This window comes from Modestobacter sp. KNN46-3 (assembly GCF_011039295.1).
Genome location: NZ_JAAKGN010000200.1, coordinates 1 through 6,982, shown reverse-complemented (window position 1 = coordinate 6,982; position 6,982 = coordinate 1). Strand labels below are relative to the sequence as shown.

Annotated in this window: 7 protein-coding genes and 1 tRNA gene; 3 read left to right on the top strand and 5 right to left on the bottom strand. The window is 70.2% G+C overall.

The genetic code is table 11. The annotated features are described in order from the left end of the window. The first annotated feature begins 114 nt into the window (after positions 1–114). Complete coding sequence (locus G5C62_RS24305) at positions 115–1,374, top strand: site-specific integrase (RefSeq protein ID WP_164703035.1); 1,260 nt, start codon at positions 115–117, stop codon at positions 1,372–1,374. 32 nt (positions 1,375–1,406) lie between these two features. Here the strand turns inward: G5C62_RS24305 and G5C62_RS27660 are convergent, their stop codons facing one another. After that, positions 1,407–1,826, bottom strand: coding sequence for a helix-turn-helix domain-containing protein (locus G5C62_RS27660; RefSeq protein WP_206330836.1), 420 nt, complete (start codon positions 1,824–1,826; stop codon positions 1,407–1,409). A 400-nt stretch (positions 1,827–2,226) separates the two neighbouring features. On the opposite strand from G5C62_RS27660, the gene G5C62_RS24295 reads away from it, so the two are divergent. Together G5C62_RS24295 and G5C62_RS24290 are read left to right on the top strand one after the other, a co-directional pair. Further along, positions 2,227–2,727 carry a hypothetical protein gene (locus G5C62_RS24295; protein ID WP_164703034.1) on the top strand — a complete coding sequence of 167 codons (501 nt, stop codon included), beginning with the start codon at positions 2,227–2,229 and terminating at the stop codon, positions 2,725–2,727. A gap of 656 nt (positions 2,728–3,383) precedes the next feature. Next, positions 3,384–3,572, top strand: coding sequence for a hypothetical protein (locus G5C62_RS24290; RefSeq protein ID WP_164703033.1), 189 nt, complete (start codon positions 3,384–3,386; stop codon positions 3,570–3,572). A 266-nt stretch (positions 3,573–3,838) separates the two neighbouring features. Here G5C62_RS24290 and G5C62_RS24285 read toward each other — a convergent pair whose 3' ends face one another. The 4 genes from G5C62_RS24285 to G5C62_RS24270 form a co-directional block, all read right to left on the bottom strand. Then, entirely contained in the window at positions 3,839–4,840 is a 1,002-nt protein-coding gene (locus tag G5C62_RS24285; protein ID WP_164703032.1) for a PIN domain-containing protein, read from the bottom strand. Next, positions 4,837–5,274: a helix-turn-helix domain-containing protein gene (locus G5C62_RS24280; RefSeq protein WP_164703031.1), complete on the bottom strand. Its 438-nt coding sequence runs from the start codon at positions 5,272–5,274 to the stop codon at positions 4,837–4,839. Before G5C62_RS24280 ends, G5C62_RS24285 begins: the two co-directional genes overlap by 4 nt. 314 nt (positions 5,275–5,588) lie before the next feature. Then, positions 5,589–5,661, bottom strand: a tRNA-Thr gene (locus G5C62_RS24275). A gap of 70 nt (positions 5,662–5,731) precedes the next feature. Then, a complete protein-coding gene (locus tag G5C62_RS24270) occupies positions 5,732–6,862 on the bottom strand; it encodes a DNA polymerase III subunit delta' (protein ID WP_241176110.1) in 1,131 nt (376 codons plus the stop codon). Positions 6,863–6,982 lie beyond the last annotated feature (120 nt).

Sequence of the window (6,982 nt, the reverse complement as noted above, 5' to 3'; positions counted from 1 at the left end):
GCGGTCATCGCGTAGCTCTCCTGAAGGACTGTGGTAGGTCATCCAGAAGATCACGCGGTGGCCGCCTCTATGTGGAGGGCCCGCTGGTCACCGGGGCCGTCGCACACCACCTTGGTGGACGCCACTGAGCGGGAGGAGCAGTCAGTGACCGGGACGGTGTTCAAGCGATGCCCGTGCCCGCCTGTACTCGACGGCGCCGGCCGGCGGAAGAACTGCCCAAAGCGGCACGGGTCGTGGTTCTTCGTGCACGACGTGCGCGAGCCCTCCGGGCGGCGACGGCAGGTCCGGCGGGGCGGCTATGACACCTCCGCCGACGCCCGGGCGGCGCTGCAGGCGTCGTTGACGGCCACCGGACAGGGCATGCGGGTGCAGGACCAGCGCCGGGTCACCGTGGCGAGCTACCTGGAGGGCTGGCTGGAGCGGAAGACGGATGCCGGCCGGTTCCGTCCCTCCACCGCGTTGCATACGCAGCAGCACCTGCGGGACTACTGGATCCCGCTGCTGGGCCACTACCGCCTCACGGACCTGACCGTGGACGACGTCGACCGGGCGCTGACCTCGTTGCGCCGGCAGGGCGCCCGCTCCAAACGGCTGTCGCCGTCCTCGGTACGCCGGATCCACGCCACCCTGCGCTCGGCGCTCAACGACGCCGTCCGTCGCCGCGTCATCCCGTACAACCCAGCGGCACTGGCCGAGCTGGAACCCAGCCGCCGGCCGAAGGTCAGGCCGTGGGAGCCCGAGGAGCTCGGTGCCTTCCTCGACTCCGCCGCCGACCACCGGCTGGGAGTGCTGTTCGAGGTGCTCGCGATGACGGGGCTTCGTCGCGGTGAGGTCGTCGGCCTGCGCTGGGGTGACGTCGACCTGAACAAGCGAGTGCTGTGGGTACGCCAGTCCGTCGTGCAGGTCGGCTACGAGAGCGTGATCGGGCAACCGAAGACCGCCAGTGGTGAGGACCGGCGGGTCGATCTCGACGCCGCCACGGTGGGTTCGCTGATCGCCCACCGGCTGCAGCAGGACGTGGAGAAGGCCGCGTTCGGCGCGGCGTACGAGGGCCACGACCTGGTCTTCGCCCGCGAGAACGGCTCCTACCTCAAGCCCGAGGTCGTCTCGAAGACCTTCCACGTGCTGGTCGCCGAGGCCGGGCTACGGCGGGTGCGGCTGCACGATCTCCGGCACGGGCAGGCGTCGATCATGCTGGCGGCCGGCGTCGACATGACCGTCGTCTCCAAGCGCCTGGGGCACTCTGGCATCCGGATCACCTCGGACACCTACACGCACTTGCTGGAGGGGGTCGGTCGGCAGGCAGCCGAGGCTGCGGCAGCTCTCGTCCCGCGGAGGACGACGACCGAATCCGGGGCCGGCCATCGGGGGTGACGTTGCTTGTCACCCTGCGACTCGCCGTGGCGTCAGGGGGTGACCGGCTTCGTCGACTCCTGCTGGGGCAAGCCCAGGAAAGCCCGGAGGCCGGCCGTGGGCACCACCCACTGGCGGCCAACCCGGTAGGCAGGGAACGGCAGCTCGCCGCGGCCGGCCAGCGCGTAGGCCGTCGTCGATCCGACGCCGAGCGCGATCCAGCAGGCAGTCACCAGATCGGTGCGGACACCGAGGGCGTCGACGTCGTGAACCCCCAGCGCGCGTGACGGCGCCGAGCGACGGGCAGCTGCACCGTCAGGACCGTGCCCAGCGAGGCCGGGAACCTCATAGACGCCATCTCCCGGCATCGGCGGCCGGGGACGCGGGTTCGAGCGGATGGACCGAGCACCGCGGGAGTCGCGCCCCCCACGGTCCGTCGGCAGCCCCGCGATCGTCAGCTGTTCGTCGCTCACGCCAGTCCTCCCCCGCTGCCCGGCCCACCTGGAACGAGGCCGGCCTGACCGAGAAGGCGCCGATGCCGGCTTCCAACTGACGGCCGCGGCGCATTCGCCGCCCCTCTCGGTCTGCACCGGTTCAGCGGGTGCGCTCCCGGAGCCGCCGGAACCGGGGTGACATCGCCCCCGCCACGGGCGGTGGACTCGTCACAACGAATCGGAGGGCCCTGGATGCAAGAGGTGTGTGGGCTGCGGACTTGCTGTTCTCCGAGCTGGGGCAGGCGGTAGGACCGAACCTGCTGGGGGCCGTCTGGGGTGGTGCCGTAGCTGCTCACGGCGAGCTGAAGACGTGCCGGGCTCAAGCCGAGCGGGATGGCGACCGCGCCCCAGCCCTCACCGAATCGGCAAGACTGCCGCCATGGCCGAGCAGGCGGACGAAGGACCGGACGCTCTCCACCGCCAAGCACAGGAGGCCGTCCTGTCGGGCCTCCGTCGCGGCGATGACATCCACGACCTCATCAACGCTGTGGCGCCTCACCATGCGGTCGGCCATTTCACGCCGGACGCCGCCATGCTCGAGGTCGCGGTCAGCGCGCTGGAGCTGGCCTGCCCGGCCGGCAACGAACCGCTCGTCTACGAAGGGCTGCAAGAGCGCTACCTCCCCGAGGTGACGTTCACCGGTCGCGTCGAGCACCGCAACATCCAGTACGCCCTCTACGCCGCGGCCTGCATGCGCGGCGGACTGCAGCCGGATCTGCTTCACGACGCCGGTTGGTGGCAGTCCCCGTTGTGGACTTACGCGGTCTTCGCCGTCGTGATCTACGCGCGAGCGGCCGCCGAGCGGCTAGACGTCCCTACGACCGAGATCGTCCAGCGCATTGCAGCGCGACATGGGATCCAACTTCTCTCCACCAGGTGACCTGCCTGACGTTGGTGGACCTGTCGCCGCTGGGCGTCCCCGCTTGACGCCCTCTGAGATGGTCGATGTCCACCTTCGGCGCAGACGGGCGAGCGTGAGGCGCCCTCGACTGGACGGATGTCCCTCAAGGCGGCTTCAGGGACGCCGAGCGGATCGCCGAGCAGCCCCAACTCGCAAAGCGATCTTGCGTGCCCGATGCTGGCCCGATGGCTGATGCAGGGAATTTGATCATCGAGCGACCTGGGGGCAAGTACCGCGACGGCATGCGGTCATACGAGATTCGTGTGGACGGCGTCCCGGTGGGAGAGGTCAAGGCTGGATCCACGGCCGAGGTGCCTCTGGCGGTTGGACCTCATCAGGTCAGCGCCCACATCGACTGGACAGGGAGCGATCCGGTGGACGTAGATGTCGCGCCGGGTCAGACCGTTCGACTTCGCGTGGAGCCGACCGGGGCGTCTGGAATCGCGACTCTCTTCAAGAAGAAGGCGTACCTCCGCCTGACGCCCGTGGCAGGAACAGCGCGGGCGTCATAACGAACTGTCCCCAGGTGGACCGCTCCGGGACATCGCCCTGAGGGCTGCTTCACGGGCACCTGATTGGGTGGCGGTGCTGTTCAGGGCGAGGGGGTGCGCGCCACGCCCGGTAGCGTCCGGCTGGTGCGACGTCCGCTGCCTACTCGACTCCTAGCCATCGTGATCGTCGGCTTGATCGTTGGGTCGATCTCGCTGGTCCAGGCGCTGATGACGGCCGGCGAGCCACGCGTGGTCTACGCCGCGATCACATTCCTGGCCCTCGGCGGCGCTCTATCTATCGTCTTCGGCTGGTCGCGAGCCAAGCAGCGGTGAGCGCCCGCGTCGGATGCCCCTGAGTGGGCCGCTCAGGGCGACGCGGCGGCCGTGTGGGTCCGCAGCGGTCGGAGATGGGGCCACCGAGATCGGTAGCATGCGGGCCGCTCGGTTGACAGGCGAATCGAGCTGAATATGGGAGCCCTCGCTCGGTAGCGTGGGTCGGCGGGCCCGGGTATTGGAAGACGCTGGCTGTTGCTGCACGGTGGAGCACCGCGGTTCAGTCGCAAAGTCTCTGTCTTAGCCGCCGGGGTCGCCACCTGCGCTCAGCCGTCGCGGACAGGTCGCGCGCCGATCATCCTGCCGCCCAGTCCCCAGACGCACCATGCTCCGTCCGGTCGCCTCTTCATGGTCATGAAGCGCGCACCACGAACGACGAACGACTCGAACACTTGAGAGCTCTGCGCAACCTCCGGAACGAAGCGGACGAACGCCACGTCGCCAGCCGGGTCATCGACGGCGTAGTAGACACGAGACGCGATCGACCACCCTGCGAGGAGTTCCTCGGCCCAGACGTAGTCCCCAAAGGCGGCTGGCGACCAGGTCAGGTTGTGCAGAGCAGCCAGGTACCGGTCGCGGTCATCGAGGGCGTGCCACCAGGCGAGAGCGACCTGCAGTGGATCGGTCAGATCGAAGTCGTCCGCGTAAGCCTGCAGCGGGCTGACCTCCGCCGGGACCGTCTCGTAGGCAGGCACGTCGCTGCTGGCGAAGACACCATCGAGCATCGCCTGATGCAGAGAGTTGGCGAACGTGGGAACCACGCCCGCGACGCCGGCGAGCACATCGCGCGTCGTCATCGGTGGGCGACGCATACGTCGCGCCTCGCGCTGAACGGCAGTTTGGCAGGCGCGACCGTCCCGGACCATCAGCTCAAGGAGGAACAGGTCCGGGTCGGACACGGTGATGCCGTGCGGCTGACAGGACGCCTCCGGGAAGTCTTTGACATTCGCCGTCACGAGCGTCTCCGCGCTTGCGGCGATCGCCGCGGCGAGCACGTGGCGGTCCTTCGGATGGCAGGTGAGACCGTTCTGCAGGGGCTCGAACCCGTAGACGGCCGCCTCGGGGAACGCCTCGCGCATCGCGTCGAGTCGGCGGACAGCGCGGTCGCGCGGAAGGCGGAGCTTGTCGACGAGCGCCCGCTCTGTCTCGGCAAGGATGTGATCAGACCAGCGAGGTTCGAAGAGTCCTTCCTCCGCCAGTGTGAGGAGGAGGCTGGAGAGCCGCTGCGGGACCAGGACACAGGCGTCCAGGAGGACCGGCGCCGTCACCGGGTGGTGACGTACTCGTCCGGAACGTCAGGATCGAACGCATCTGCCAAGGCGTCCAGGCCGACGCGACGACGCTCCGACCTCGACGCAGAGAATTCGTCGATTGCTGTCCGGGAGATCCGGCGATGCACGCCGGGCTGCTCGTAAGGGATGCGGCCCGCCTCCAGCAACTTCACCAGCGTGGGCCGGCTGATCTTCAGCAGATCTGCCGCCTGTTGGGTAGTCAGGGTCTCGGTCACCGGGACGACCTCGACGCGCTGCCCCGAGGCCAGAAGGTCGAGGATCTCCCTCAGTACCGACCGGGCCTCGTCAGTGAGCACGATCGTCTCATCCCCGATCGTCACCGTTTCCGCGTGCTGCAGCCCCTGCGACAGGCGTGCAGATGCGTCAGCCCCGATGACATCGGACGACAACAGAGCGACAGGGCGGGCCATCCGCTCACTATAGGATTAGAGTCGAAAGAAACGCAAGGGCTGATGTCTGCCGGTGCACCCGTCCTCTCCACAAGACGCTGGGACCCGGACTGACAGCTCGCGCGACGTCCCTTGGAGCTCGGGCGCCGGCCCCCGGTGAGATCGACGCAGCTGACCAAGCCGCCGGTTGGCCGCCCGTTCTTCGGCCACGACCGCCAGGCAACACCCAAGACCGGCGGGGACCACGTGCGGTCCCGTTCCCAACTCGTGCCCAGTCGGCCCCGAAAACGGCCCTTGCTCGGGTGGCCAGAGGATCAATAGGCTGGTCAGATGCGAGCCGCCTGTCGGAATCGAACCGACGACCTTCTCATTACGAGTGAGACGCTCTACCGACTGAGCTAAGGCGGCGGACTGCGCGAGTGAGCTTACGGCACCGCCACCCCCTCCTGCGACACCCCCGCCGGGGTGGCGGGGCGGCTCAGGCGGGCAGGCGGAGGGCCACGGTCAGCGCCTCCACGGCGATCTGCGGCTTCACGTTCTGCTCCAGGGCGGTGCGCGCGGCCAGCACCGCGTCGATCCGGCGCAGCGCCCCCTCGGCGCCGATCCGGCGGGCCAGCTCCACCGCGTCGGCCCGGCGGTCCGGGTGGGCCAGCGGCAGCGTCAGCTCCCCCGCCGTCCCCGCCATCGAGCTGATCACCAGTGCGTCCCGGTACAGCGCCGCCAGGTCGACCAGCGCCCGGTCCAGGGAGTCCCGGCCGATCCGGGTGGCCCGCCGCTTCTGCCGCGTCTCCAGCTCCTTGAGCTGACCGGCCCCGCGACTGGCGGCAGCGACCCCCGGCCCGCGCGCGCCCACACCCAGGCTGGCCTTGACGGCGTCGGTCTCCACCGCGTCGACCTCGGCGACGGTCTTGTCCGACTCGTCCTTGGCCGTGCCGACCAGGTCGTCGGCGGCGTGCAGGCAGGCCGCGAGCGAGACCAGCGACAGCGGGATGTCCAGCACCGCCTTGCGCGCCAGCCGGGCCGACTCGTCCTGGGCCAGGTGCCGGGCCCGCCCGACGTGCCCGCCGGCGGCCGCCGCGGACCAGGCGGCCAGGGCCGGGTCGATGCCGTCCCGGCGGACCAGCACCTCGGTGACCGCGTCGATCCGCGGGGTGCGCAGCGCCACCACCCGGCAGCGGGAGCGGATGGTGACCGGCACGTCGTCGGGGTGCAGCGAGGGCGCGCAGAGCAGGAAGACCGTCCGCGGCGGCGGCTCCTCCAGCATCTTCAGCACGGTGTTGGAGGCCTGCTCGGTCATCCGGTCGGCGTCCTCGACCACCACGATCTGCCAGCGGCCCTGGGACGGCGCCCGGCCCGCGGTCCGGACGATCTGCCGCACCTCGGCGACCCCGATGGACAGCCCCTCGGGCACGACGCGGTGCACGTCGGCATGGCTGCCGGCCAGCACGGTCCGGCAGGCGTGGCAGGTGCCGTCACCCCCGGCCGGGCACTGCAACGCAGCGGCGAAGGCGCGGGCGGCGACCGAGCGCCCGGAGCCGGGCGGCCCGGTGAAGAGCCAGGCGTGGGTCATCGCCCCCGGCTGGGCCACCGCGGCCTGCAGCTCGGCCACCACCGCCGGCTGGCGCGCAAGGCGGTGCTGGACATCCCGCTGTCGCTGGTCTCGCTCGCGGCCTGCCTGCACGCCGCCGACGACCTGGTCGGCACGGCCAAGGACGAGTCGGACAAGACC